At 54.2% G+C, this 1,521-nt stretch carries 2 protein-coding genes; both read left to right on the top strand.

All coding sequences use genetic code 11. The features are described from left to right. On the top strand, positions 1 to 552 hold a 552-nt coding region (locus H6F43_RS18250; protein WP_190344136.1), incomplete at its 5' end, for a M20/M25/M40 family metallo-hydrolase. A 259-nt stretch (positions 553 to 811) separates the two neighbouring features. Then, on the top strand, positions 812 to 1,521 hold a 710-nt coding region (locus tag H6F43_RS18245), incomplete at its 3' end, for a Clp protease N-terminal domain-containing protein (RefSeq protein ID WP_277879969.1).

The raw sequence follows: 1,521 nt of genomic DNA, 5'->3' as shown, positions 1-1,521 counted from the left end.
ACGCCCATGGACCTGCGGAAGGATGCCTTAATCGCAGCCGCTCACATTATTCTATTCGTGCAAGAATTGGCGCTGAGTTTCCCCAGTCAGCCTGTAGCAACAGTGGGCTACCTCAGCGTTGCGCCCAACGCCGTGAACATTGTTCCCGGTCAGGTCGAGCTATCGGTGGATATGCGCGATTTGTCCCAAGCTTGTCTAGATGAAATGGTGATGCGGCTGAAGCAGCAGTTGCAGACGATCGCGGCTGCCACTCAAACCGAAATCGATATTGGGCCAATTCTCTGCGTTGAACCAACTCCTGCCGCGCCTCACGTGCAAGCGACGATCGAGCGCGTCTGCCAAACTCTCAGCCTCAGCTACTGCCAGTTACCCAGTCGCGCCGGACACGATGCGCTCGAAATCGGACGCTTCACCGATATGGGGATGATTTTTGTTCCTAGTGAGGAAGGCGTTAGCCATTCTGGCGAGGAGTACACGTCTCCTGAGGAGTGCATTCAAGGTGCAAATGTTCTGCTGCACACGCTGCTGGAATTGGATCAGGTGTATAAATGAGCCACTGAACGCATCGCAAAATCGATTAGCCGTTAGGAGCAACGTTAGAAACGATCGCAGGGGATCCTGATTGCGATCGTTGGGAGCACCGTTCACCTTCATGCTTCAGCTAGAGTGAAACCTGCTGCCCAACAGCCGTTGAAACTCCATCATGAGAATTGCTGGAGTAACCGTTCTGATACGGATTCTGCCTCAGTTGGGACGCTATACTGAGAGCTTAGAAGATAGTGTATTCCTACTGGAATTTTCTATATCAGACATGCAGCCGACCGATCCGAATAAGTTTACTGATAAAGCCTGGGAAGCGATCGTTCAAGCACAAGATGTCGTTCGACGCTACAAACAAGAGCAGCTTGAAGTTGAACACTTGATGATCACCCTGCTAGAGCAACAGGATGGGCTGGCAGCAAAGGTTTTCAGCAAAGTGGGCGTAGACACTCCGCGCCTGTTTCAGCAGATCGAAGATTTTGCCAAGCGCCAGCCCAAGGTTCCCAACAGCGACCAGCTTTACTTGGGGCGCAACCTGGATGTGCTGCTCGATCGGGCTGAGGAAGCGCGGCAGTCGTGGCAGGACGAATTCATTTCAGTCGAGCACTTTTTGCTGGGCTTTGGTCGAGATCCGCGCTTGGGCGTGCGGACGTTGCGCACCTTTAACCTGGAGCCTCAAAAGCTGGAAGCCACGATCCGAGAGGTGCGCGGCAGCCAAAAAGTGACCAACCAAAACCCGGAATCGCGCTACGCCGCACTAGAGAAGTACGGACGCGATTTGACTGAGCAAGCGCGGGCAGGCAAAACGGACCCGGTGATCGGGCGAGATGAAGAAATTCGGCGCGTTGTTCAAGTGCTGTCGCGTCGGACGAAAAATAATCCCGTGCTGATTGGGGAACCGGGCGTCGGCAAGACGGCGATCGCCGAAGGACTGGCGCAGCGAATCGTCAACGGCGATGTGCCCGAATCGCTGAAAAATCG

Origin of the sequence: Leptolyngbya sp. FACHB-36, assembly GCF_014695955.1 — a bacterium.
Taxonomy (GTDB): domain Bacteria; phylum Cyanobacteriota; class Cyanobacteriia; order Leptolyngbyales; family Leptolyngbyaceae; genus FACHB-36.
The sequence above is the reverse complement of the archived record's forward strand: the minus strand, read 5'-3'. Positions and strand labels throughout refer to the sequence as shown.